The organism is uncultured Umboniibacter sp., assembly GCF_947497555.1.
GTDB lineage: Bacteria > Pseudomonadota > Gammaproteobacteria > Pseudomonadales > DSM-25080 > Umboniibacter.
Genome location: NZ_CANMGY010000001.1, coordinates 239,544 through 264,167 on the forward strand (window position 1 = coordinate 239,544; position 24,624 = coordinate 264,167).

The window sequence follows — 24,624 nt, forward strand, 5'->3', positions numbered from 1 at the left end:
TATAGAAGGCTGGGCTTTGCCCGGCCTTTTTTTGTTCTATCACTAAAGAAAGCTCTGCGCTATTTCCTCTGTCGACAGAGAAATGGCTACTTTATTTTCAACTAATAAAAAGGCTTCATGCTCAGCTGCCGTCTCAGCAGGTTCGCACGAAGCCTTGTTAAATTTATCGACTGTTAGCCAACAAACAGTGCAACAGTATGTTAAGCGCTCTACCGTAACAAATCAGTTGGAATAATTTCCCCATTGACTAAGAGCTAGAAGTGTTTCGAGACACCTTCAACTAAGGCATTAGCGCCCTGCTTGATGAACGTGTGATCCGACGACATCAGGAATAGACTAATACCGCGCTCAACCCAAAAAGCGACGTCATCCGCTGACGGTACAAAAATCCCAACTGACTTTCCGGTCTTCTTTGCTGCAAGACAAACTCGCTCAGCCAATTCGACAACTGCCGGCGCACGAGGCGTGGTCTCGCCTAGCGCTACCGTCAAATCCATCATGCCAATAAATAGGCAATCAATGCCCTCTACTGCGGCAATGTCTTCAATCTCATCAAATGCAGCTAGGTCTTCTATCTGCGCAATCACGACGGTGTTGCTGGCAGCGTGCTCAAGATTCTGAGTCACGGTATTACCGGCATAGTTCGCGGCGCGCGTTGAGCCTGCATAACCTCTGCCACCGTCACCATACTGGCACGCTTTAGCAATATCCTGAGCCTTAGCCAAACTATCAACATGGGGAACAACTACACCCGTAGCGCCACAGTCTAAGGCATTCAACAACTGTTCGTGCCCAGCCGAGGGAACGCGCACTAGCACTGGCATACCGCCGGCGCGATAGGCAAAGATATTTGAATCAATGTCCTTGCGATCGAAGGGAGAGTGCTCCGCATCGAGACAGACTACATCCATCGTTGTTCGCGACAGAACTTCTGCCAGCATCATTGACGGTGTCTTGATAAACGTCCCTACTAAAGGCTCTTGGTTCGCTAATCGTTGCTTAAGCGTCTTAGTCATTGTTATCGATTCCATAGTTTTTCAAGATAATAATTAACAGCCTGAGGAGCTTCTAAAGTCACCAAATGACCTGCCGAAGGTATCTCCTCTAGGGTTGAATTGGGAATAGCAGCGGCCATTTCCGCATGAATTTCGGGGCTACAGAGTGCGTCTTCGGCACCGCACATCACCAGGGTAGGTACGCTAATCTGAGCAAGCGATGCCGAGCTTTCTGGCCGCGTGGCTAATGCTTGCCATTGCGCATCAAACGCCTCAACGCCAGCGTCCCGCGCCATATCGAGCACACAGCCTTTAATGGCCGTATTGCTCAGGTTCTCCCGCGCGACATACATCGGGAATAATTCGCCTAATAGTAGGTCTTTGATGAACACTTCGCCGCGTTGCGCTGCCAGTTGACGCTGTTGCGCTCGCACATCGAGGCGTTCCGGCCTTTCAGCCCTAGGATTACCGTCCAATATTGCCAACGACTTGACCCGCTCGGGTGCAACTCGAAGGATCTCAAAACTAATAATAGCGCCCATGGAGAGACCCACGAGATGAAACTCACCCGCAATACTGTTTAGCGCTCGTTGCGCCATCGCGCTAATCGAAATATCGCTAGGAGAGTGATTCGCTACCTCACAGTGATAGCGATCTTCAAAGGTGGCTAACTGCGGCGCAAAAAGGCGCTCATCGCACAGCGAGCCAGGAATAAAGAGGATCTTTTCACATTTCATAAATTCAGCCTTTAGGGCTGAACCTATGCGCTCAACCCGACTTTTAATTTTCCGCCAAACTGTCGTTTTTCTGCGGGAACGGACGAATCTTCAATTCGTTCCATCAACATACTAACGGTGGCTTCCACCATGCGTTCAAGCGGTTGAACAATCGTGGTCAGATCATAGGCCTGCCACTTAGATGCCGCAATACCGTCAAAGCCAACTACCGACAAATCCTCGGGGATTCGCAAGCCGTACTTCGCTCTAAGTGTATCAATACAGCCAATCGCCATAATGTCGTTCGCACAGATCACCGCATGGGGTAGCTCACGGTCAGATGACATCATTGCTACAGTACTTGCCGCTGCACTGTCATAGGTGTAGTCACCCTGATAGACATCGTAATGCGCGCCGGCGTATTTCAATTGGCTCATCGCTCCTTGAAGACGCTCCTGCGCGACGGCTGAGTCACTAGGACCACTGAATACAGCAAACCGCTTATGTCCGCGCTTTTGCAAATGATCGACTAAAAGCTTAGCACCTTCAAAATGATCGCAGCCCACCGAAGAGATACTCGAGTCGGAGAACACACGATTATAAAAAACGAGTGGAATCCCTCGCTTACGACACTGCTCAATCTGGTCGTCGGAAAACTGCGAGGCGGCAATAATACCATCCACCTGGTACTGCCAGATTTGGTCAAGCACAACCCGCATATCGCTCGCTGCTCCTACCGTAAACAGCAAGATGTGCACCCCGTGCTCAGACAACTGAGCATTGAGGTGCGACATCATCTCGGGATAATTCAAGTTGGTGAACTCGGTAGTAATCACCGCCACGATATTCGAGCGGCGAGTAATCAGCCCCCTTGCTATCGCATTAGGCTGATAACCGAGTTCATCCGAAGCCTTCATAACTTTCGCCCGTGTCTTAGCTGAGACACTTGCTCCAGGTTTAAAACAACGAGAGACAGCGGACTGAGAAACACCAGCCAAACGCGCCACGTCATAGGACGTCGCGCGATGGTTGGCAGGCTTCGCTACTTTTTGATTATTATTTACCGAGCTTTTTTCCATATCGTTCCACGCGGATATCGGCCTGTGCCTTGTGCCCCGCGAAGCCTTCTACTGCACAAAGACGTGAGCAGTATTCACCAATGTGGTGTGAGGCTTCTTCCGTAAGGCGCTGATAGGTACAGGTCTTGATGAATTTACCAACCCATAATCCACCAGTATAACGCGCTGCTTTATTGGTTGGTAGGGTATGATTTGTACCCACTACCTTATCACCATATGACACATTGGTCTCGGGTCCAACGAACATTGCACCAAAGTTAGTCATATTATCGAGGAAGTAATCAGGATCTTCAGTCATCACCTGAACGTGCTCATAGGCAAGTTCATCGGCAACTTGAAGCATTTCCTCGTAGGTGTCACACAGAACGATCTGACCGTAGTCCGCCCAAGCTTTGCCGGCGATGTCAGCAGTAGGAAGTACCTTCAGCTGACGCTCAATAGCCGCTAGCGTATCGTTAGCAAGCTTCTCTGAGTTGGTGAGTAGAACTGCTGGAGAGTTTGGTCCGTGCTCCGCCTGACCTAATAGATCCGTTGCACACAGTTCGCCATCTACGCTTTCGTCAGCGATAACCAAGGTCTCAGTAGGGCCAGCAAACAAGTCAATACCGACACGCCCGAATAACTGACGTTTGGCTTCGGCAACGAATGCGTTACCTGGACCAACTAGCATATCAACTGGGGCGATAGTTTCAGTACCAATAGCCATCGCACCCACTGCTTGAATACCACCGAAGCAGTAGATTTCGTCTGCGCCCGCCATATCCATTGCCACTACGATGGCTGGGTGTGGTACGCCGTTAAACGGTGGCGCACAGGCAATAACGCGCTTAACGCCCGCCACTTTGGCCGTCACAACGCTCATATGAGCGGAAGCAACGAGTGGGTATTTACCGCCTGGAATGTAACAACCAACACTGTTCATTGGAATGTTTTTGTGGCCAAGAATAACACCTGGCAAGGTCTCTTCTTCAACGTCCTTCATCGAGTTACGCTGGATCTGAGCGAAGTTACGAACCTGTTTTTGCGCAAAGCGAATATCTTCGATGACCTGTTCTGGCAGTTCGTCGTAGGCAGCTTGAATTTCTTCAGCAGACAATCGGAATGGTTTATCAGCCGGCCAACCATCAAATTTTTCAGCGTAGGCATGAACTGCCGCGTCGCCATTCTGTTCAATTTCAGCAAGTACGCCTTCAACCGTTTCGCGAACTACGCGATCATTGTTTTTAGCGACTTCTACGTCAATTCCGTCTTTCAATTTTTTAATCACGGGAGCACCTATATGTACGAATTTTATTGTTCAATATGAGGAGATTAGTTATTTTTGACTTCGAATGCAATATTTGTATTTTATTTTCTGCTAAGGTAAAAGATAATCTCTATCAATATACTAATTTCAGGACAGGCCCTCAGAATGACTTCGAATTCAAAAACTCCCTTCAGCAGCTCCCTTTTGACGGGTCGAACCGCTCTGGTAACTGGTGCAGGAAAAGGGATTGGCAAGGCGTGTGTCGAGTCGCTAGTGAGCGCTGGCGCGACGGTTATTGCGATAGCGCGGACCGCCGCAGATTTAGATCAGCTAGTTGCTGAGCATGGCGAGCAAGTGATTGGCTGGTGCCTGGATGCTACCAGTGACGAACTGCTGACAAAAATTAGTGCGCACCAAAGCATCGATATCCTTGTTAACAATTTGGGAACGAATACACCTCAGCTTATTAGCGAGCTGGATGACGACGTCCTCGACCGCATGCTAGATATGAATGTTCGCTCTTTATTTCGAATCACTCGCTCAGTGGTTCGTAAAATGATCGCTAATGGTCAGGGCGGTTCGATCATCAGTATTGGCTCACAGATGGGCCATGTGGGCTCACCAAAACGCTCTGTTTACTGCGCTACGAAACACGCTGTTGAAGGTTTGACAAAAGCACTCGCTGTGGAGCTTGCCGAGCACAATATCCGTGTGAATAGTGTGGCTCCAACCTTCATTGAAACACCGATGACCGCACCGATGTTCGCCGATCCGGCCTTCCAGGAGTTTGTCATGGAGCGAATCCCATTAGGACGGGTAGGCCAGGTCGACGAAGTCGCCAATGCCGTAACTTTCTTGGCCTCCTCTGCGTCTTCTCTCACTACTGGCTCGTGTATCAAAGTAGACGGTGGTTGGACGGCTCAGTGATCGTTGTTTAGGGCACTCCGTGCCCTTTTGACGCCACCCATATCCGATACCAATCCTCGCGACTAAGGATTATCTGGCTCTTAGCCATCGCACTGGCAAGTCGTTCAATCTTGCCGCTGCCATTAATAACAATGGGTCTACTCGGATGGCGCATGACCCAAGCGTAGATCACCCCTTCTAGTGAGGTGTCATACTTGGTCGCCAATTGGGACAAACACGCTATAACACGATGCGCCTGCTCCGTCTGCGGACGAAAGAATGCGCCGCCAGCTAAGCATGACCATGCCATAGGTCGGACACCAGCCATCTGTAGATGATCAACTGCCCCATTTTCAAACGCGTCAAAGCTAAGCGGATTGAGCTCTACTTGATTGGTCACGAGTTGGTGGTCGAAACCCCGATTCAATAACTCAAACTGACTCGCGCTAAAATTGGATACACCAAACGCGCCAACTTTCCCCTCACTGCGAAGTGCGTTGAAGCAGCTAACCACCTCATCAACATCCATAAGCAGATCGGGACGGTGCAGTAGTAGGGTGTCAATGTGGTCAGTCTGAAGGCGCGCCAACGAGCGTTCCACCGAGCTACGAATATGCTTAGCGCTGGTGTCGTAATGGTTCAGCGACACATCATTACTAGCAGAAATAAGTTGAATGTCGCACTTCGTTACAACATGCAGCTGCTGGCGGATTGCTGGTTGAATTGCCAGGGCGTTGCCAAAGAGCTGCTCACAGCGGTAATCACCGTAAATATCTGCGTGATCTACTAATGATACACCGAGGTCTAAATGCCCTTTGAGGAAACTCAGCGTTTCCTGCGCACTGAAATCCCAAGCCGCTAACCGCCAGTAGCCTTGTGCCCATCCTAGCTCACCAGTATGTTTAAATGGAGATCCTGTTGCTAAAGTCATAGTCCCTCACTCCGAAGCTCACTCTCAACCTTGGTTGTGAGAGTTTCGTCCAATGATAGTAGTTTTGAAACGTTGCTCACCGCGCTGATAGTTGCCTCGACCATTTCCGGGAATAGATGGTTAGCGCCGACCGCTATCAGTTCCTCGATCCCTGTTGCGTCAGGAAGTCTAATCATTAACGGCGTCGTAATGTCAGCGCTGCGAATATGCTCAATAACCTCAGTAGCATGTTCAATGGTATCGAAGCTCAACAGCGCGAGTTGGGCCGATTCAATACCGCAGGTGGATAAAATGCTCAGCTCAGTGCAGTCACCATAGGTGATACGAATCCCTTTTCTTCTAGCCGCGGCAACAACTTCTGGATCGCGCTCAATAACCAAATAAGGCACCTGCTGAACCTGGAGTAACCGCACTACTGCTTTACCTACGCGGCCATAACCACCCACCAGCACGAGTTTTTCTTCACTGCTGAATTCTGGCTCATCATTAGCCTCTAACTTGCTAGGCTTTAACCAGCGCGCAACAACATGATGACCATGGCGAATAAGGAATGGACTTAATGCCATACTCAACACCGCTACGATCATAATGAACGATGCTTGCTCATTGGGCAGTAATCCATAGCTAACGGCAATAGTTAGCAGTGCTAAACCAAACTCTCCGGCCTCGGAGAGAATCAGCCCAGATTGTGCGGCCGGCTTTGCAGGGTAACCTAGGAGACGAATTAAGCCACCTATGATCAGTGCCTTTAAGCCAATCAACGCCAAGGTAAAGAAGATAATACGTGGGGCATACTGCACCAGCAACGATGTATCAACGCTCATCCCTATGGTGACGAAAAATAATCCCAGTAGAATATCTCGAAAGCCACGGATATCACTCTCGATTTGATGTTTATAGTGGCATTCGCCCAGCATCATTCCCGTCACGAAGGCTCCTAATGCCATGGATAAGCCTGCCGCATGAGTAACCCAGGCCGCCACCATGACGATGACCAGCGTGCTGAGAACGAAGATTTCGCTAGACTGAGACTTAGCCACTTCACGGTAAACACTAGGCAGCAACCATCGCCCCACTGCCAGGAGCAGGGCCGCAAGCATTAAGCCTTTCGCCAGCGCTAAGCCTAGCGCTGAGGCTAGATCCTCTCCGCTTGATGCGCCGAGTACTGGCACAACAATTAACAGTACTACCGCTATGAGGTCCTGAAAGAGCAACACCCCGATTGAGAGCCGGCCGTGATCAGTATGCACTTCACCTAACGTAGACAGCTCTTTGGTAACAATCGCCGTTGAAGACAGGGCAAGTGCTCCAGCGATAACGAAGGCCGCCTCAAGTGACACCCCCCAGAAATATGCTGACGAGCCAAAAATCAGCATACATAGGAAGACCTGTGCGCTGCCGACACCAAAGACCGGCCCCTTTAAACGGAGCAACTTGGGAACCGAGAATTCCAATCCCAGGGCAAAGAGCAAAAACACCACGCCAAATTCAGCCAAAAAGCTAAATCTCTCCGGCTCACTAACCCAATCCAATACACTGGGACCAATCACCGCGCCGGCAACCAAAAAGGCGACAATACTCGGCACATAGAGTCGGCGAAAAATTACTGCCGAGGCTAACGCTGCTGCTAAAATTATAAGTAATTGGTCAAAAGATTGAGTGTCTAACATGCGGTTTAGCCTATTATCCCTGTGTGCTACCTCTGAGATTATCACAGTTGTCTTTAGCCGAGACAATCGCTACCTAAAAAAGCGAGTGATACGGACGCTATAGCTCCATTACTCTCCCCGTTTTGGCACCTATCGAAGCGAACACTTAGTTCCTTGTAGCTACTTTCGTCAGTTCGCACGATGCGATCTAAAACAACTGACAAAGCAACAACTCACTTCGTGTCTATACTGCAATTTATGGTGCGATTTTATAACACTCCCAGACGACATTTTGGCCTATCTTTCCTGCGGAAAAACAGGCGGCTTGCCCTCGTAACTACATTCCTAGTTACCTTGATGGCGGTACCGTTCTCGCATGCAGCAGTCCCTTTTAATCAAGGCATTCCCCTAGACCGCAATGAAAGTATGCTGGATTACTGGACAGAGCGCCTGTCACAACAAGCCGTTTTATCGGAGTACGAATTTCGTCAGTTCGACAATGATTTAAACAACAAGATTATTGAGTTTGAGCAACACTTAGCGAACCCGGAAACGACGCTTAAAGAAGTGACTGGGTTGCACCAAAATCTCCTTGCCCTACTCACACTTCGTCGGACGATCTTCGACCAAGCACCATCGGTACTTCGCAGAGAGATCTATGGCCTAGGTGAGTTAGGACTGTTATCGGCTCGAACAGAGATCGCCGTCATCAAACTTTTTACCCATACACAACGCTTCGAATTTCAACGATCTATTTATAATGCCGAATCAGGCTGGCAGCTATCCGCGATGGTTGAAGCGAGACTAGCTGGGCAACTACTGCTACTGATGTTCGTCTTCGGTATCTGGCGGCTGCGGCTCGTCCCAAAGCTAAAGATTGCAGCGCTCAATAGCGAAAAGCAGGTTTCCCGTTGGCGCTCAACCCTTAGCTGGCTATTACTCTCCTTGCGCAGACCTCTTGAACTGCTTTTTTTACTGTCGGCCGTTATGAAAATTGTGACACATGAATTACCTCGTATCGATTTCAGTATTTTACACAGTGCGCTCTTTTGGGCCTTTGGTTCTTTTCTTGCTGCGAGGCTCGTTTACACCATTGGAGCTAACGAGTATCGACGCAACAGCACCCTAGATCGTAACGCCCGAAAACGTTGGCGTGTCATATATAGTGTAGCGGTAATCGGCGCGCTAATTGCGTTCGGCTCCGATGCCGTGCACGTTGTGAATCTGGCCAAGATGACTCTAGAGTCGTGGTATCTGCTGGCCTTAGTTCCAGTATGCCTGCCAATCATCGTTTTTCACTGCGTTGCTTGGAAAGCGCATATCTTTGAAACACTTAGCCGGATTGATTACCAGTCAGTTAGCATCGCTCAGTGGTGTCTCCGCCACCAATCAGGCTTGAGTGTTTGGTACGTTGTCCCTATAGCCGCCAGTTATCTTAGCTGGCAATGGCTAAGCCGCTCCGTTCTGGCGGTCCTCGCCGAGAACCCGACATTCAGAATTCTCCTCTCCTACCTCTTTAAGGTGGAAGTTGCCAAACAGGTGGCTAAGTCTGAAGGAGACAATCCGAAACTCCTCGCTATCAGCCAATCAAAGAAGGATGAAATCCTTCGAGGCCCTGGGCAACACATCCCCGTTGACGCGCTGCTTAGTCAACGTATTCGTAAGCTCATTAATTTGAATAGATCCACAATAAGCCTTGTTCATGGGGCTAGAGCCTCGGGGAAAACAGCACTACTTAAGGGGCTGATGACGCACGATATAAGCCCTAATGGCGAGGCCGTTAATGTACGAGTAGTTGATTGTCCTCGAGGTGATTTTGAGCAATTTCTCGAAGCGATGAAGGCGCAGATATTTAGTCATGCACAAAGCGTTGGTGAAGTTATCTCGTTTCTGCGCGATAGCGAAGAACAGGTTATTTGTATTGATAACGCCCATCGTTTAGTAACGCCTACAATTGGCGGGTTAGCGGAATTTGAACGACTTATCCGTCTGATACGCCGCTCCTCAGGCGCGATTTCATGGGTGCTTACTATTGACACTGCGGCCTGGCGCTTTATTCAGCGAGCTCGAGGCGAGCGTTTCAAATTTGATCTCGAAGATCGGATGCCAATTTGGAGTGCCAAGGAGGTTCAAACACTGATTGACAGCACAAATTCATACCTTTCGCTCAAATTAAATTTTGATCGCCTCAATCTCCCAAGACAGTTTGACGAACTCGTTCAACCTAGCGATAAGGAGTTAGCGAACATTCGCTTTCGCAGGATTCTTAGCGACTACTGCGGTGGCAACCCTGGTATTGCTCTGCAGCTTTGGTCAGAGTCTCTCTTCATTTGCCCTTCCGAACCTTCAACGTTAGTCGTGCAGGTATTCGACATATCTCGAGACGGTAGCATTGATAACCTTTCGGTAAGTTTACATTTGGTATTGCGAGCCATACTTCAACTGGAGCTAGCCGTGCGTTCTGATATCGAAAACGCCACCAAGTGCAGCTCTGAAGAAGTCATCGATGCACTTCGTTTATTAGGTAATCTCAGTATCGTCGAGCGAACCGAACAGGGATTTTATCGAGTCAGTTGGCTCTGGTATCGGGAAATTTGCTCTTTGATGCAACGCAAACACTTACTGGTAATGGGAGAGCTAAAAAAATGAGTCGTCATTTGCAGCGATTGAGCACTCTCGCTATTTCGTCAGTCTTTACCTCAGGCCTTATGGCACAAGAACTCACGGAGGCACCTCAAATTGCATTGGGACAACTTAGCGAACTAATTCGCTGGTCGGGCGTTCTCAGCTCCGTGGTCATCGTGATAGGCGTTATCCTCGCCATGCGCTTTGTTCACAATATTATTCAGCAAATAAGCGAACAATTTGTCCAACGACGATTATTGCTTCACAAGCTCGAAACCATTTTGCAGTTCGCTGTCTACATCGCAACCACCATTGTAGTCTTTAATATTTCGCTCCGTGTCGACGAACGTGTGTTAGCGCTAATTGGCGGGACGTTAGCGGTTGCAGTTGGTTTTGGTTTAAAGGATCTAGTCGCATCCTTTGTTGCGGGGCTTATCATCATGATCGATCGTCCCTTCCAGGTAGGCGATCGATTAAGTTTCGACGAACAGTATGGGGACGTTCTAAGTATTGGACTGCGCTCCGTCCGCTTGAAGACATTGAATGACGACATCGTCACCATTCCTAACAATAAATTCCTATCGGACACCACAGTAAGTGGTAACTTCGGCGAACTAGACATGCACGTTGGGATGGATTTCTACATCGGCTACGATCAGAATGTCGCCGCCGCGCGCGCTGTTATCGAAGAAGCTGCAGCAAGTAGCCGCTATATCCATCTACCCCGTCCGATTGTAGTCTTGGTGGAGCAAACGGTACTCGATAATTATGTAGCGATAAAACTTCGCCTTAAAGCTTACGTTTTAGACACCCGCTACGAAAAACTATTCGAGACCGACGTGAACCTAAGAGTTATAGAGGCCTTTGGTCAAAAGGGTATAAAACCGGCTGCCGTCCTGCATCGCCATCTTAATGCTACAGAAGGTGAAGCTGCCCGTATCGCCGAACCCGTTGCGAGCGAGAGCAACCGCGAATGAAGTCGCTGCGGAGTTTTCTAGCTGTTTCACTGTTCGTCATCACTGCCGCCGTCGCTGCTGCGAATCATGTTTATAGCTGGCTAAAAATCAAAACCTCGATAGAGGACGCTGCTCAGCTTGAGGTTTTACGTGAAACTCAAGCAGCGAAGCTGCTGCTTGAAGAAGCAGTGAATCACTTCGACGATTCATTTGCTCAATACCTCATCGAGATCTTATTACTTGATAAGGAATATTCGTCTTTCTCGTTTCTGACTAACGATCCGCAGTCATTATCAAACTCGCCATTACTGACAGAACCGTCAACTGCTGACTTACGTCACCAACAACTCATTGCAAGCGCAGCGGATGATCAAAACGACTACGTTGACCGCCGACTTGACGCGTATCTCGTCAGTTCGCTTCCCGTGTGTCTAAACTACGAAGCCGAATGCTTTCGAATAAGCTATCAGATTAACCTGGATGAGCGGCTGGAACGAGCTTATGGGCCCGTCATCAAACAGTCACTCTTCAACCTATTATTTGGGGTTTTCGGCGCCAGCATATTATTGATTGCTATTCACAACCGCTTTACTCGTCGTCTAGAGCGGGTGCTTCAGGTTTTGACTCGATGGAAAATGGGCGATCTTGACCTTCGGATCACACTCGACGGGAATGACGAGCTAACAACTATTAGTGATGCCGTGGACGAGTTGGTGAATCAGCTTAATGATGAACAGGAAGCACTTCTTGAGAGCCAACAGCTCAATCAAGCAATCATCGCTAGCGCCGAGTATGCGATCATTACCTTAGATCTAGATGGTATTATTCGGACCATGAACAACGCTGCTGAGGATCTTCTTGAATACCAGCGAAAAGAATTAGTCGGCAGCCATTCACCGCTGGTTTTCGAACCTGTGAACCAAAAGGATCAACAATCTATCACAGCTTTTTTGATGCGCCGCCGGCACTCATCCTCACAGGGTGATACGCAGGCTGTCTTCACGCAATCTACCTTTATAAGCAAATCAGGGACACCGATTCCAGTCCGGCTAGCTCTGTCCTCTTTGTTTGATCAGGATGGCCGCCATAATGGCTTCGTTTGTATCGCTTACAATATCAGTGAGCAGGTAGAGCAAGAGCTCCAGCTTCGTCTCTCTTCGAGTGTATTCAGTCACTCGAGTCAGGCAATCCTCATTGTCAATCGTCAGCAACAAGTGGAAGATTGTAATGCACGATTTTTAGAGACTTTCCAAGCTAGTCGATCAGAGACAGTGGGTCACTCTGCCAGAAATTGGCTTAGTAAAAAACACTCCAGCGCCTTCTTTAATTATATCTGGCGACAAACTATAAAAAGCGGAGAATGGTCAGGTGAGGTAACCCAAGAAACTGCCAATGGGGACAGCTTTCCGAGCGAGTTAATTATGTACTGCGTTAACTCACCAAACGGAGAGATTGAGCACGTTATTATGCTGAGCCAAGACATTACCCAAAAGAAGAATTCAGAGGAGCGCCTAGAGCAAATGGCGTACCTTGATTCACTAACCAATCTACCGAATCGCTTCCTATTCAAGGATCGACTAGAGCGTGCAATGACGGAAGCGATCAGAGAGCATACTGTAGTAGCTTTGATGTTCATCGATCTAGACCGTTTCAAGATAATCAACGATAACTACGGACACGAGATTGGCGATGAACTACTGCAACTTGTCGCGGCTCGTCTGAAGCAGGCTCTCCGTCCGAGCGATACCATATGCCGCCTAGGAGGCGACGAGTTCACAGTTATTCTCAAGCAACTCCCAACTGATTCCGCTCGACAACTCGCTGCTAAAACGGCAGATAGATTGGTCAATGCATTAGAATTGGTGTTCGAGATTGGTGCCCGCAAGATCTATGTGAGTGCGAGCATTGGTATTACGCTGTTTCCCGACAATGGCACTGAGTTTACCGAACTGACTCGTAACGCTGATACCGCCATGTATATAGCGAAAGATTTAGATCAACGCCGCTATGCCTTCTTCGAAGATCAGATGTTGGATATTAACCGACGGCGTTTGAAGCTAGAGACCGCCCTGCGTCGTGATCTCTCCAACAATACACTGCGCGTAGCCTACCAGCCTTTAATCGACTTCGCTGATTCCACAATCATTGGGGTTGAGGCGCTCTGTCGTTGGGAGTGCCCTGAATTTGGTTCGATTTCACCCGATGAGTTTATTCCTATCGCGGAAGATATAGGTATGATCGACGAGCTTGGTAGGTGGGTGATGAATGAGGCAATGAGGGACTTTAAAGAATGGTCATCACTGCTGAAAGCTCCTGGCTACCTCTCAATCAATGCTTCTCCACAACAATTTCGCGCACAGACCTTTTTTACGGAGTTAAACACGGCTCGCTTGGAATTCGGTGTTGAGACCGAGCAAATTCAAATTGAGATAACCGAGTCAGTTCTGCTCGACCATGCTCCGTCTACCACTCGGCAGATTCGCGAGCTTCGGCAAGCAGGCATCCGTATTGCTATCGACGACTTTGGGACTGGATACTCCAGCCTAAGTTATCTCAAACGGTTTCCGATCAATGCACTCAAAATCGATAAAAGTTTTGTTCAACACGCCGTTGATGACCCGACAGATCTTGCCATTATTCGGGCCATTATGGCTATCGCTCTCCAGATGAACGTAACCGTAATCGCTGAGGGTGTGGAGACGAAGTCCGAGCTAAATCTACTTGTTCGCGAAGGTGTTCACTGCGGACAGGGGTTTTTCTATGCCAAACCGCTTTATAAAGACGAGTTAATCGAGTTTATCCGCAAATTTGATCGTCATTAATGACTGCACGGCGCAAGCAGGTACAATAGCGCACAAAATCTTAGAGCGAGTTTTAAAATGTTCATGAAATCCCCAATAAACAATTTAGAATTGGCCCGATTCCCTACTAATCATGACTCATCGCTGCGAGCCTGGGATGCTGCGGATGAACTTGTCTTAACCTGGCTTAACGACCACTTCGCCGAACATGCTCCCGCATTAATAATCAATGATAGCTTCGGTGCAATTTCGCTGGGGTGTCACGGCACGACGAGCGTGTCAGATTCTAAATTGAGTATTATCGCAACTGAACTGAATGCGAAAAAGAATAACCTCCCCGGCCCAAAACTCATTGATGCTGTCAGTCCTCTCGTCGCCGCCACTGGTCCCGTCGTGGTCAAGATCCCCAAGTCCATGGACTTACTTGCCTACCAACTACGGCTCTTGCGAGCGATACTGACCGAAGGACAAATCGTAGTCGGCACCGCAATGGTAAAGCATTTACCCCAGCGCGCCATTGAACTGTTCGAACAGATTATTGGCCCGACTACCCGGTCGCTAGCAAAGAAAAAAGCGCGGTTAGTTTTCAGTCATTTCGACAGTTCACTCGAAGTACCGCCGCTACCGAACAATCAATTCAGCTATGAAGGGCGTGAATATCGATCTCATGCCAACGTTTTTTCGAGTAAAAGTATTGATATCGGCACCCGCTTCTTACTTCAACATCTTCCTCCTTTACCTGAACGAGCTCAGATTGCCGATCTAGGCTGTGGCAACGGTATTATCGGCATCGAGTGCGCTCTGCGTTCGCCGTCTAGCGAGATTCATTTTTTTGACGAGTCATCGATGGCTATCGATAGCGCTCGTAGTAATTGGAGTCGTTTGATTGGCGAGCCGAATGCAGCGAACTTTAATTGGGTAGATACCCTAGGTGAGAGCATGGCTAATCGCTTCGACCTAGTGATTAACAACCCTCCGTTTCACCAAGGACAAGTCATCGGCGACTTCCTTGCGTGGAATATGTTCACCGCTTCACTACGTTGTTTGAAAGTTCGAGGCCAACTGGTTATTGTTGGCAATAGGCACCTTAACTATCATGGAAAACTAAAAAAACTATTTGGCCATTGCGAAACTATCGCCAGTAATGCCAAATTCGTTGTATTGAGGGCCACCAAACTCCGTTAATCGCGCGGTTGAGATATGATTCTCAGAAGCGCCTGACTTCCAAGGATACCTATATGTCATCAACTGCGTTCGACTTTATTATCGTAGGAGCCGGTTCAGCCGGTTGTGTATTAGCCTCGCGACTCAGTGAAGACCCTAACGTCTCCGTGTTACTTATCGAAGCAGGAAAAAAAGACACCAACCCATTCATTCATGCGCCGGCAGGCGTTGCGGGCCTAGCCGTATTGGGGCAGTCGAACTGGAAATATAATACGACACCACAAAGCGAGCTCAATACCCGGAGAGGATACCAGCCTCGAGGTAAGGTGTTAGGCGGCTCGTCTTCCATTAACGCGATGCTTTACGTTCGTGGCCAAGCTGAGGACTATGACCAGTGGGCGGCATTGGGTAACGATGGTTGGGATTATCAAAGTGTATTGCCCTTCTTTATTAAAGCCGAACGCAATGACACCTTCCACAATGAACTCCACGGAACTGAGGGTCCGCTAGGCGTTAGTAGTCCATCTCATGCAAGCGAACTCAATGATCGCTTTATTGCGGCCTGTGAGGCCAATGGTATCGCTAGGAATGATGACTATAACGGCGCAACGCAGCGTGGCGCTCATATTCTACAACGGACTATTTGGGACGGGGAGCGATGCAGCGCCGCCAAAGCCTACCTAAGCCCCGTCCTGCAGCGAGATAACCTTACAGTACTCACCAACACCCTGACTCATCGAGTCACCCTGGTAGACGGAGTAGCGACAGGAGTCGTGGTAAGCACTCAGGGAAAGGAACGGGTTATTAAAGCCACTCGCGAGGTGTTACTCGCTGCGGGTGCTTTCGGATCGCCACAAATACTTCAACTCTCTGGCATAGGTGAGTTTGATGAGTTAGCCGCACATGGTATTAGCCCTCAAATTGAGTTGCCTGGTGTGGGCAAAAATCTTCAAGATCATATTGATTATGTTGTGGATTATCGCTGCAATGAAACCCACTCAAGTTTTGGTATTTCCTTCAAAGGTGCTCTCCAGCTAATAGGAGATAGCATTCAATGGGTACGTAAACGAGAGGGGCGAATCACAAGCTCAATCGCAGAGTCCGGCGCCTTTTTCTCAACGACTACCAGTACTGATCGACCCGACATCCAGTTAATTTTTGTAACCGGCATGGTGGACGATCATGGGCGAAAGCTCCATCTAGGGCATGGATTTAGTTGTCACGCTACGGTACTAAGACCTTATAGCCGAGGAACTGTCTCTCTCGCCAGCCCCGACCCAAAGGATTCGCCGCTTATTGACCCCCAGTTCTTAGCCGATCCGCGAGATCGTCAGACGATGCTGGATGGCGCTCGAAAAATGCATGAAATTCTCACCTCTGAAGCACTGCTTCCAGTGAGAGAACAGCTTTTATACCCGGTGGATTATCGAAACGACACTGAGCTTATGGCAGATATCCGTGCCCGCGCGGATACGCAATACCATCCTGTTGGTAGTTGCAAAATGGGTCCAAGCACTGACTCGATGGCAGTCGTCGACAACCAATGCCGCGTTTATGGCGTATCAGGATTGCGAGTTGTTGATGCCTCGATAATGCCCACCCTAGTGAGCGGCAATACCAACGCCCCAACTATCATGATTGCTGAGAAAATCGCTCATGAAATGAAACTCGCTTAGATCGCGTAACGGAATAGAGCTATGTACTATCATGTAAGTATCGGCAGTAACATCCGCCCGGAGAAGAATATCGGTTCTGCCGTTGCCGAATTAACCCTGCGCATGGGTAGCATTACACTATTCCCAAGAGTCGTTACTGCTGCGGTGGATATGATAGAAGTCAATGACTTCATCAATACCGCCGCGATTTTTGAGAGCTCTCTGAGCCCTTCACAAGTCAAAGCTATTTTGAACGAGATAGAACGCGACCTTGGCAGAGATCGTGACGACCCACTCTGCAGTGTGAAAAATAGGTGCTGCGATATCGACATCTTTCAAGTCTTGGATACTCCTCAGCCGAAGAGTTTCCTGGCAAGCGACGAAAGCTACGTTAAGGCGGTCTTCACCTCAAATCGGTACGCCGCCATTCACTGCGACCACTTTGATCTAAGCGATGGATCTTCCACCGTCAACCTTCAAACTACAACCGGTAACAAACTGGTTATCAACTAAGTAGTCTAAAGCCTTCAGCAGTGGTTCAAATCCTGCCTCATAACCAAGGGGCGTTTCAGCAAGCACTCGAGCTTTATCTGCTTCAGAATGCGATGGCAGAAACTTAACCGGCCCGGGTTGAATGCTATTCACTCGTATACCGGGAGCCCACTTTAAAGCCAACGACTTAGTTAGGTTTTCTAATGCCGCCTTACTGGAGCAGTAACGAGCATGAGCCGCTCGAGGACGATCAGCGAAGATGTCGCTTAGATGAACAATCAACCCAGGTTGATCGAGGTTGGTAAGTAGTGGTTGGAGCTGATAGTTCATTAGCGCGGGAGCCTGCACATGCACACGATTAAAACGTTCAAGTTGATCCCAAGCATCAAAATCTGTGGAGTCTACTGCAAAATACGACGCATTATGTACCAATAGCTGAATGGACTTGACTCGCTGCTCAATCTGCCCCAGAGCCTTCAAAACCGAGCCCTTATCTTCGTAGTCGCACGCTATCCATAGCACTCCTTGTGCTACCAACGTATCCAACTCCGCGCTCGACTGCCTCGATAGTGCGATGACCTGCCAGCCAAGTTTTAAGTAGCGCTCGGCGACCATTAATCCGAAACGCCTACTTGCACCTGAAACCACTATTGTATTCATTTGTATCTCCGCCAGCCGCTCTATACAAGAGATCTTATCCTAAAATGCTAAAGCTGTGAAAAACATCCGTAATTCACTCAGGTCAGCATAGGATATAAGTCCTGGCTCCTATTGTGGATAAGTTATTTTTACAAAAACTGTACGGCCATCTAGCGCAAACCTTTATAGTTTCTGGGCTAGCGGAAAATCAAGCTTTTTTTTAAGAAAAATACGAATAAATTTGAATTTAACTTTTAGCAAAGACAATGACGAGTTATCTACCTCTATACTCTAGATTAATAATCTAAAAACTCTATATTTATCAATAGCTTAAGCGAATATCGAATTGAGCATGACGGCCACTAATAGATTACATAAAAACAGCTAAAGACCACTATTTACAAGGCCTAGAACGTACTTTACTCATAATTGGCCACAGCACATACTGTACAAAAATACATAATCAAAATGTAACCAAAACCCATAAAGTTATTCTATGAAAGCTGTGCATAAGAGTGTGGATAGACTTAACAGGCGGGGCGCAAAAACCCTTAACTAAGGGTTTTTACACATCTGTACGTTTTTTGTACAATTTAACTTATTTCGGAGAGCTGTTCCGGCTTACCTTTACATGCGGAAATAACAATATCTGCATGCTGAGCCAACAATAAGCCAATCTTTTCGGCATCTTTTTCATTTAAGCTTTTTGCCTGTGCTTCAAAGAGATCCGTAAAGCCGGCAGCAAGTTCCAACATTTTGTCATGCTTTTCTGCTTCTTTTTTGTCGTCAAACATCTTCCCATCCCTATCGCACTTCCACATCGCTATTACGGCCATGAATTTCTCCTAGTTGTCACTGCCCATCAAAGCTAGGAGTGTACCAGTATTTACTAGATAATGGTGAAGCGGTTCGATTGCGCTATTTCGCAAAAAATACGACAATAGAGAAAACAGAGTGAGTAAGTAAAATGCCCAAACCAACCGATGCCTTCGAACAAAAACTCGCTGAGCTAGAAACGTTAGTGAATGAACTCGAAGCGGGTGAACTGTCGCTGGAAGATGCTATGACTAAGTTTGAACGAGGTATCGTTCTAACTCGCGAATGCCAACAATCGCTTAGCGCAGCCGAACAGAAGGTTTCACAGTTGATAGCACAGAACTCTGCTGACGAAACTCTTCCCTTTAATCCGGAGCAATAAGCGTCGTGACATTCAAGTCTTTCGCCGCTGCTAGCCAAGCGCGAATAGAGTCTTACCTCGATCAGCAACTCGCCAACGAAACCTTACTTGACGAGGCTATCCGCTACAGTGTCTTTAATGGCGGCAAACGAGTTCGCCCCGCACTCGTTTATGCCACAGCCAAGGCTGTTGGTCTAAATCAAGATTTCGCTGACCCTATTGCAGCAGCCATTGAGTTAATTCACGCCTATTCACTCGTTCACGATGATCTTCCTGCTATGGACGACGATGACCTCCGGCGTGGTCTACCTACCTGTCACAAAAAGTATGATGAGGCCACAGCGATTTTAGTGGGCGACGGACTCCAAAGCCTAGGATTCCAGCAGCTAAGCCTTATGCCGCCTCAAACTATCAGCGCATCATTAACAGCGCTTTGCGAAGCGGCAGGCCCGCAGGGCATGGTACTCGGCCAGGCAATCGATGTTTCTTCGGCCGGCTCGGCGTTGTGCTATGAAGAACTTCAGGCAATGCATCGCGCCAAAACGGGCGCAATGATTGTTGCCAGCTGTGTGCTTCCAGGTTTGGCATCAGAGGCTAATGCATCTGAACTGTCTGCGCTTAGGCGTTATGCCGATGCGATTGGTCTCGCCTTCCAGATCCAAGACGACATTCTTGACGTGACCGCCGACACCACTACGCTTGGCAAGCCTCAAGGGTCTGACGCTCGCAACGAAAAACCTACTTACGTCAGCCTCCTAGGCCTTGATGGCGCAAGGTCAGAATTAGCGAAGATGCATGCCGAAGCCGTCGCTGCATTAGGTGAGCTAAAAGGCGACATCAACGCGTTGCGCGGAATGGCTGACTATATTGTCAGTCGAGCGCTCTAGCCCATTCAAACGCAGTAACCTGACGTTCGCACTCAAGGGCAGTTTCATTGCTAGGAAAGCAAGGCAAATGGCCTTACAATAGCTGATTACACCCCCGAGAAAAGTAGTTTTTAATGTACGAAGAGATCCCCCAAAATAGACCTTCCACCCCGCTACTCGACTCAATAGAGTCAACGAGTGACTTGCGGGCGCTGGATGAACGTCAGTTGATTATTTTAGCGGATGAGCTTCGTCATTATCTTTTGTACAGCGTTGGACAAACTGGCGGCCATTTCGGGGCTGGCCTGGGTGTTGTTGAACTAACGATCGCTTTACACTTTCTTTACGATACACCCTACGATCGTTTAGTTTGGGATGTTGGTCATCAAGCCTATCCACACAAAATTCTTACTGGTCGCCGCGAGGCAATGCTGAGTATGCGTCAAGAGGGGGGATTGTCAGGCTTCCCTAAGCGCTCAGAGAGTGAGTACGACACCTTCGGTGTAGGTCACTCCTCCACCTCGATAGGCGCTGCTCAGGGAATGGCCATGGCGGCAAGACTCAAGGGCGAATGTCGCCGTGCTGTAGCGGTAATCGGCGACGGGGCAATGACGGCTGGTATGGCTTTTGAGGCGCTAGCCCATGCTGCTCATACCAAAGAAAATATGATGGTTGTCCTCAATGACAATAATATGTCGATCTCCAAGAACGTAGGAGGTCTCGCGAACTATTTCGCCAAGGTGTGGAGTTCAAAGACCTATATTGCTCTTCGAGCAGGTTCTCGCAAGGTTCTATCTAAGATACCACAGGCGTGGGAGCTTGCGCGTAAAACTGAGGAACACGTGAAGGGGATGATTAGTCCCGGAACTTTATTTGAGGAACTCGGTTTCAATTACGTAGGCCCGCTTGACGGACACGACCTACCAAGTCTTATTTCTACTATCCGCAATATGCGTGACTTAGAAGGTCCACAGCTTCTTCATATTATCACTCGCAAAGGTAAGGGTTTTGGCCCAGCAGAACGGGATCCTATTGGCTATCATGCGCTAACAAAAATCGAACCAAAGCGAACGAGCACTGAACTTAAAGTTAAGAAATTAAAATTCCAAGACATTTTTGGGCAGTGGCTCTGTGACAGTGCCGCGCAAAACGAGAAGCTCGTCGCCATTACCCCTGCGATGTCGGAAGGCTCAGGTATGCTAAAGTATGCTGAGCAATTCCCAGACCGTTTTTTTGATGTGGCGATTGCCGAACAACATTCGGTGACCCTAGCGGCCGGTTTAGCCTGCGAGTCTCTAAAACCTGTCGTCGCCATTTATTCAACATTCCTGCAACGCGGCTACGACCAACTCATTCATGATGTAGCGATCCAAAATCTAGATGTCACCTTTGCCATCGATCGCGCCGGCTTAGTCGGTGAGGATGGCGCAACTCACGCCGGGGCATACGATCTTAGTTACCTGCGCTGCATACCCAACATGGTTATCGCCGTGCCCAGTGACGAAGCGGAAACACGACTATTGCTCGAGACCGCATTCCAATATCAGGGGCCCGCGGCGGTTCGCTATCCTCGTGGCTCGGGCACCGGCATGACGCCAGCGGACAAGCTTGATGTCATTCCTATAGGTAAGTCGAATCGAGTACGAACAGGTAGTGATGTCGCGATTCTCTGCTTCGGTACGCTGCTGAGTGAATGTCTCATCGTCGCCGAATCACTGAATGCAACACTGATCGATATGCGCTGGGTTAAGCCTCTAGATACCGAAGCCATTGATGCGCTCGTAGGCTCTCATGAGCTACTCGTTACGGTTGAGGTCAATGCTATCGCGGGTGGTGCGGGTAGTGCGGTGAGTGAGTACCTGAATCACCAACGCCTCGCTATGGAGGTATTGCAGTTAGGGCTTCCAGACCGCTGTGAAGATCATGCTCCGCAGAATATTCAGCTACAGAAGGTTGGTTTGGATAGCTCGGGTATTCTTGCAGCCATCGAAAATCGTCTACAAAGATAATTTGCTTGTCGACTTGTTTGTAGTCTTTCAATAGCGGGTTTTAAACTTGTGATGACAGCAGCCGCTATCGATCACAGGCACCCCGACAAAAACATCCTAGTTAACTGACACTACGCATCGTCACTAAACATATGACCGAGTTTTGTACCCTTCGTGGCAATATAGCCCTCGTTGTGGACGTTGTGCCCTACTTTAATCTCTTCTCGGCCTTCCACGTGGATACCATATTTCGCCAATGCATCAAGCTTGCGTGGGTTATTAGTCATCAACTTAAGCTTAGTCACTCCGAAGTGCTGTAGCATCTGTTCACACATGGAGTACTCGCGCTGGTCGGCACCAAAGCCTAACGCCTCGTTGGCCTCCACCGTGTCAGCTCCCTCGTCCTGTAGATGATAGGCGCGAATCTTATTCATCAAGCCAATACCTCTGCCTTCCTGACGAAGATACATGATCATACCACTGCCGTGCTCAGCGATACGTCGCATCGCTTCCTGCAGTTGTGGACCACAATCACAACGAGCGCTGAACAATGCATCGCCTGTCAGACACTCAGAATGAACGCGAGCCAATACAGCCTCGCTAGTATTTAGCTCTCCAAACGTCAACACCACATGCTCCTTCATGGTCTGCGGGTCCTGGAAACCGTGAATGAGGAACTCGCCAAATTGTGTTGGCAGCTTAGAAGAATCGACGTATTGGACGCTCAAGGGAAAATCTCCAAATAAACAGGCGACGATTTTTACAGAGGAATCGATCGCGATAAATAGGTAATTAAAGCAACGGCGAACAAAGATAGGCCAATTGTTGCAGTAATTTAGTAGCCAGACCCCGCTTACGCCAACGAGCTAAACTTAGCGCACGCGTATCGTTCTGATATTGATCAATGAGTTGATGTAGCTGATGAACGGTATCGGTATGGTAAATGGCCACCGTCAGCTCGAAGTTTAGCCAGAAGCTTCGCATATCAAGATTAACGGAGCCGTAGAGGGCTAGATCGTCATCGATAACCACCAGCTTGGCATGAAGCAAGCCGCCGTCAAACACTTCAATGCGTACGCCAGCAGCGAGTAACTCCTCATAGTAGGAACTGCTTGCTAGACCTACCAATCGTGAATCATTCCGCTTCGGTACAATTAATGTCACCTCAACACCACGGTGGACCGCGGCCTTCAAAGCGGTTACTAAGCCTTCACCGGGAACAAAATAGGGGGTGGTCATACGGACGCAGCTTTGGGCCGCGTAGATTGCCGTCAAAAGCACCTCTTCAATACTATCATCAGGACTGGCAGGGCCGCTTGGAGCAACTTGACACAACACGCTCCCTGAAGGGTTCGGAAGCTCGGCCTCTCGTAGCCTTGGAAGTAAATTACGCCCAGTCTCAAGCTGCCAATCGTTGACGACAACACTTTTGAGGAATAGCGCCGCGGGGCCTTCAATGCGGAGCATTGTATCCACCCACTCACCCACACCAGCACCTTCGTTGAACAGTATTGGATCAACTAAATTCATACTACCGGTCCAACCTAATCGACCATCAACCACAACAGCTTTGCGGTGGACTCGAAGGTCCTGTCGCTCTAACCAAAGACGCCAGGGGAGGACCGGAAGTAACTCCAACACCTTCACGCCATTGCGTTCCAGCTGCAGTTGACGCTCACTACCGATGAAGTCCGATGAGCCTGCAGAATCTACCGCAATAAATACCTGTACACCACGCCTTGCGGCCTGTTCGAGAGACTGCAAGACGGGCTCTACCCTACCGTGCTCCTCTAGAATATAAAACTCCATCCAGATGCTATGCTCGGCATGATCAAAATCGACAATCAAGCCATCGAAAACGGGGCCTGCCTCAGTGAAGAGTTCGGTCGCATTCCCCGGTAGCAGGGGCATTCCTTCGCGACTAAAAATAAGTTTGGCAACGCCCTGCTGCTTAAGATTAAGTATCTGTTCCGTCGGCGGGATAAGCTCAACCATTGAATCAAGCCAAGCTCGGTACTTTTTGTTAAGACGCCTAGCGCGTTTTGCTCTAAAACGGCCTAGTTCTAGCTCACCAAAAACTAGGTAGGCAACCACGCCTAAGATGGGCACGGCGAAGATTACGCCGATCCAAGCCAAGGTTACGCCAACCTTTCGGCGCTTAAGAATTAATCGAAACAGGATAAGAAGAACGGTAACAAAATACCCAAGCATGAGTGCCGAGGTTAACCACCCCGAAAAATCGTTCATAGCCAACCCAAGGCCACTGCGACGAGCAACAAACCGGCACTGAAGACACCAGCAACCACATCATCAATCATGATGCCGATGCCGCCGGAGACATGTCGGTCAATCCAGCCAATCGGCCACGGCTTAGCTATGTCAAATATACGAAACAGAATGAAGCCAATGACTAAATTGATTAAGGTTGGCTCTACGACTGCTAGCGTAATCCAAATACCTACCCATTCATCAATGACGATGCCGCCGTAATCGTGCACGCCCATTTTTATAGCACTGCGATGGGCACACCAAGTACCATACACCGATAAGACAACCATGATGGCGGCGGCCATTACTGGCGATAGAGATGAAACAAGCAGAATGAATACCAACAGCCCTGAAACGGTGCCCCAGGTGCCTGGAGCGGGACGAATCAAACCTGATCCCATACCAAAGGCTATGAAGTGATCGAGATCGGTAAAAACCTGCTTAGCATTAATTGGTTGTTCTTTAGCCATA

At 48.7% G+C, this 24,624-nt stretch carries 21 protein-coding genes; 10 read left to right on the forward strand and 11 right to left on the reverse strand.

Annotation, left to right across the window (positions count from 1 at the left end):
* Positions 1–254 precede the first annotated feature (254 nt).
* From Q0698_RS01005 to hisD, 4 genes are read right to left on the reverse strand one after another with little or no spacing between them, the layout of a single operon-like run.
* On the reverse strand, positions 255–1,016 hold the full coding sequence (locus Q0698_RS01005) for an aldolase/citrate lyase family protein (RefSeq protein ID WP_298632848.1): 762 nt from the start codon (positions 1,014–1,016) through the stop codon (positions 255–257).
* 2 nt (positions 1,017–1,018) lie between these two features.
* Positions 1,019–1,732 (reverse strand): alpha/beta hydrolase, encoded by a 714-nt coding sequence (locus Q0698_RS01010; RefSeq protein ID WP_298632850.1) that lies wholly within the window; start codon positions 1,730–1,732, stop codon positions 1,019–1,021.
* A 23-nt stretch (positions 1,733–1,755) separates the two neighbouring features.
* Positions 1,756–2,790, reverse strand: a complete 1,035-nt coding sequence (locus Q0698_RS01015; protein ID WP_298632851.1) for a LacI family DNA-binding transcriptional regulator — start codon at positions 2,788–2,790, stop codon at positions 1,756–1,758.
* Positions 2,768–4,057, reverse strand: a complete 1,290-nt coding sequence (hisD, locus tag Q0698_RS01020; protein WP_298632853.1) for a histidinol dehydrogenase — start codon at positions 4,055–4,057, stop codon at positions 2,768–2,770. The genes Q0698_RS01015 and hisD overlap by 23 nt, the downstream gene beginning before the upstream one ends.
* Positions 4,058–4,201: 144 nt before the next feature.
* Here hisD and Q0698_RS01025 point away from each other — a divergent pair, with 144 nt between their 5' ends.
* Entirely contained in the window at positions 4,202–4,963 is a 762-nt protein-coding gene (locus tag Q0698_RS01025; RefSeq protein ID WP_298632855.1) for an SDR family oxidoreductase, read from the forward strand.
* Between the two features lie 7 nt (positions 4,964–4,970).
* On the opposite strand, the gene Q0698_RS01030 is transcribed toward Q0698_RS01025, so the two are convergent.
* On the reverse strand, positions 4,971–5,873 hold the full coding sequence (locus tag Q0698_RS01030; RefSeq protein WP_298632857.1) for an aldo/keto reductase: 903 nt from the start codon (positions 5,871–5,873) through the stop codon (positions 4,971–4,973).
* Positions 5,870–7,543, reverse strand: coding sequence for a cation:proton antiporter (locus Q0698_RS01035; protein WP_298632859.1), 1,674 nt, complete (start codon positions 7,541–7,543; stop codon positions 5,870–5,872). Before Q0698_RS01035 ends, Q0698_RS01030 begins: the two co-directional genes overlap by 4 nt.
* A 336-nt stretch (positions 7,544–7,879) precedes the next feature.
* Here Q0698_RS01035 and Q0698_RS01040 point away from each other — a divergent pair, with 336 nt between their 5' ends.
* The 6 genes from Q0698_RS01040 to Q0698_RS01065 all read left to right on the forward strand — a co-directional run bounded on the left by Q0698_RS01040 (position 7,880) and on the right by Q0698_RS01065 (position 17,236).
* Positions 7,880–10,171 carry a hypothetical protein gene (locus tag Q0698_RS01040; RefSeq protein WP_298632861.1) on the forward strand — a complete coding sequence of 764 codons (2,292 nt, stop codon included), beginning with the start codon at positions 7,880–7,882 and terminating at the stop codon, positions 10,169–10,171.
* Entirely contained in the window at positions 10,168–11,124 is a 957-nt protein-coding gene (locus Q0698_RS01045) for a mechanosensitive ion channel domain-containing protein (protein ID WP_298632863.1), read from the forward strand. The genes Q0698_RS01040 and Q0698_RS01045 overlap by 4 nt, the downstream gene beginning before the upstream one ends.
* Positions 11,121–13,925 (forward strand): EAL domain-containing protein, encoded by a 2,805-nt coding sequence (locus Q0698_RS01050; protein ID WP_298632864.1) that lies wholly within the window; start codon positions 11,121–11,123, stop codon positions 13,923–13,925. Before Q0698_RS01045 ends, Q0698_RS01050 begins: the two co-directional genes overlap by 4 nt.
* Before the next feature lie 63 nt (positions 13,926–13,988).
* Complete coding sequence (locus Q0698_RS01055) at positions 13,989–15,089, forward strand: methyltransferase (RefSeq protein WP_298632866.1); 1,101 nt, start codon at positions 13,989–13,991, stop codon at positions 15,087–15,089.
* 53 nt (positions 15,090–15,142) lie between these two features.
* Positions 15,143–16,744, forward strand: a complete 1,602-nt coding sequence (locus Q0698_RS01060) for a GMC family oxidoreductase N-terminal domain-containing protein (protein ID WP_298632867.1) — start codon at positions 15,143–15,145, stop codon at positions 16,742–16,744.
* Positions 16,745–16,765: 21 nt separating this feature from the next.
* Positions 16,766–17,236, forward strand: coding sequence for a 2-amino-4-hydroxy-6-hydroxymethyldihydropteridine diphosphokinase (locus Q0698_RS01065; RefSeq protein ID WP_298632869.1), 471 nt, complete (start codon positions 16,766–16,768; stop codon positions 17,234–17,236).
* Here the strand turns inward: Q0698_RS01065 and Q0698_RS01070 are convergent.
* The gene (locus Q0698_RS01070; protein ID WP_298632871.1) at positions 17,171–17,875 is read right to left on the reverse strand and encodes an SDR family oxidoreductase; all 705 of its coding nucleotides are present in this window, start codon (positions 17,873–17,875) and stop codon (positions 17,171–17,173) included. The genes Q0698_RS01065 and Q0698_RS01070 overlap by 66 nt on opposite strands.
* Positions 17,876–18,447: 572 nt before the next feature.
* Positions 18,448–18,690 (reverse strand): YebG family protein, encoded by a 243-nt coding sequence (locus Q0698_RS01075; RefSeq protein WP_298632873.1) that lies wholly within the window; start codon positions 18,688–18,690, stop codon positions 18,448–18,450.
* Positions 18,691–18,821: 131 nt separating this feature from the next.
* On the opposite strand from Q0698_RS01075, the gene Q0698_RS01080 reads away from it, so the two are divergent.
* From Q0698_RS01080 to dxs, 3 genes are all read left to right on the forward strand, one after another.
* Complete coding sequence (locus Q0698_RS01080) at positions 18,822–19,052, forward strand: exodeoxyribonuclease VII small subunit (RefSeq protein ID WP_298632874.1); 231 nt, start codon at positions 18,822–18,824, stop codon at positions 19,050–19,052.
* Positions 19,053–19,057: 5 nt separating this feature from the next.
* Positions 19,058–19,918: a polyprenyl synthetase family protein gene (locus tag Q0698_RS01085; RefSeq protein WP_298632875.1), complete on the forward strand. Its 861-nt coding sequence runs from the start codon at positions 19,058–19,060 to the stop codon at positions 19,916–19,918.
* A gap of 113 nt (positions 19,919–20,031) precedes the next feature.
* The gene (dxs, locus tag Q0698_RS01090; RefSeq protein WP_298632877.1) at positions 20,032–21,906 is read left to right on the forward strand and encodes a 1-deoxy-D-xylulose-5-phosphate synthase; all 1,875 of its coding nucleotides are present in this window, start codon (positions 20,032–20,034) and stop codon (positions 21,904–21,906) included.
* Positions 21,907–22,016: 110 nt separating this feature from the next.
* On the opposite strand, the gene ribA is transcribed toward dxs, so the two are convergent.
* The 3 genes from ribA to Q0698_RS01105 all read right to left on the reverse strand — a co-directional run bounded on the left by ribA (position 22,017) and on the right by Q0698_RS01105 (position 24,623).
* Positions 22,017–22,613: a GTP cyclohydrolase II gene (ribA, locus tag Q0698_RS01095; protein ID WP_298632879.1), complete on the reverse strand. Its 597-nt coding sequence runs from the start codon at positions 22,611–22,613 to the stop codon at positions 22,017–22,019.
* Between the two features lie 64 nt (positions 22,614–22,677).
* Complete coding sequence (gene cls / locus Q0698_RS01100) at positions 22,678–24,132, reverse strand: cardiolipin synthase (protein ID WP_298632880.1); 1,455 nt, start codon at positions 24,130–24,132, stop codon at positions 22,678–22,680.
* On the reverse strand, positions 24,129–24,623 hold the full coding sequence (locus Q0698_RS01105) for a phosphatidylglycerophosphatase A (RefSeq protein ID WP_298632882.1): 495 nt from the start codon (positions 24,621–24,623) through the stop codon (positions 24,129–24,131). The genes cls and Q0698_RS01105 overlap by 4 nt, the downstream gene beginning before the upstream one ends.
* Position 24,624 lies beyond the last annotated feature (1 nt).

Coding starts and splice junctions, on each gene's coding strand:
- Q0698_RS01005 (WP_298632848.1), bottom strand. CDS start 1,016: ATGACTAAGACGCTTAAGCAACGATTAGCGAACCAAGAGCCTTTAGTA.
- Q0698_RS01010 (WP_298632850.1), bottom strand. CDS start 1,732: ATGAAATGTGAAAAGATCCTCTTTATTCCTGGCTCGCTGTGCGATGAG.
- Q0698_RS01015 (WP_298632851.1), bottom strand. CDS start 2,790: ATGGAAAAAAGCTCGGTAAATAATAATCAAAAAGTAGCGAAGCCTGCC.
- Q0698_RS01025 (WP_298632855.1), top strand. CDS start 4,202: ATGACTTCGAATTCAAAAACTCCCTTCAGCAGCTCCCTTTTGACGGGT.
- Q0698_RS01030 (WP_298632857.1), bottom strand. CDS start 5,873: ATGACTTTAGCAACAGGATCTCCATTTAAACATACTGGTGAGCTAGGA.
- Q0698_RS01035 (WP_298632859.1), bottom strand. CDS start 7,543: ATGTTAGACACTCAATCTTTTGACCAATTACTTATAATTTTAGCAGCA.
- Q0698_RS01040 (WP_298632861.1), top strand. CDS start 7,880: ATGGCGGTACCGTTCTCGCATGCAGCAGTCCCTTTTAATCAAGGCATT.
- Q0698_RS01045 (WP_298632863.1), top strand. CDS start 10,168: ATGAGTCGTCATTTGCAGCGATTGAGCACTCTCGCTATTTCGTCAGTC.
- Q0698_RS01050 (WP_298632864.1), top strand. CDS start 11,121: ATGAAGTCGCTGCGGAGTTTTCTAGCTGTTTCACTGTTCGTCATCACT.
- Q0698_RS01055 (WP_298632866.1), top strand. CDS start 13,989: ATGAAATCCCCAATAAACAATTTAGAATTGGCCCGATTCCCTACTAAT.
- Q0698_RS01060 (WP_298632867.1), top strand. CDS start 15,143: ATGTCATCAACTGCGTTCGACTTTATTATCGTAGGAGCCGGTTCAGCC.
- Q0698_RS01065 (WP_298632869.1), top strand. CDS start 16,766: ATGTACTATCATGTAAGTATCGGCAGTAACATCCGCCCGGAGAAGAAT.
- Q0698_RS01070 (WP_298632871.1), bottom strand. CDS start 17,875: ATGAATACAATAGTGGTTTCAGGTGCAAGTAGGCGTTTCGGATTAATG.
- Q0698_RS01075 (WP_298632873.1), bottom strand. CDS start 18,690: ATGGCCGTAATAGCGATGTGGAAGTGCGATAGGGATGGGAAGATGTTT.
- Q0698_RS01080 (WP_298632874.1), top strand. CDS start 18,822: ATGCCCAAACCAACCGATGCCTTCGAACAAAAACTCGCTGAGCTAGAA.
- dxs (WP_298632877.1), top strand. CDS start 20,032: ATGTACGAAGAGATCCCCCAAAATAGACCTTCCACCCCGCTACTCGAC.
- cls (WP_298632880.1), bottom strand. CDS start 24,132: ATGAACGATTTTTCGGGGTGGTTAACCTCGGCACTCATGCTTGGGTAT.
- Q0698_RS01105 (WP_298632882.1), bottom strand. CDS start 24,623: ATGGCTAAAGAACAACCAATTAATGCTAAGCAGGTTTTTACCGATCTC.